At 29.1% G+C, this 358-nt stretch carries 1 protein-coding gene; it reads right to left on the reverse strand.

Annotation, left to right across the window (positions count from 1 at the left end):
• The coding region (locus tag HC176_RS19740) for a hypothetical protein (protein WP_209309803.1) at positions 1 to 358 on the reverse strand (358 nt) is incomplete at both ends.

Raw genomic sequence — 358 nt, forward strand, 5'->3', positions numbered from 1 at the left:
CTCTAAATATGAAAGAATTCATGCAATACATTTGAGAACTAGGCAATAACAAATAACAGATATCACCTATTTTTATAAAAGGTCTTTCTATTAAAAAAGTATTTTCTGTGTAATTGTTGGTAAAATAACCTGGTGAGGCTGAAAATTCTCCTATTATCTTCGAGTCTATTTTTAATCGATGACAAATTTCCCTAATCCTTTCAGGAGAAAAAACCACCTTATCTCCATGATCATTAAGAAATTTTTGACTGGGGAAGAAAATTTTTTTATCCGTAGTTGCCTTATATTCATTTCTTTGTAATCCGAATGATTCTGCTAATTCATTTAATATATGTAATAGAAACAGTATTCCTTCCTT

The sequence above is a fragment of the Tamlana crocina genome, assembly GCF_012037625.1.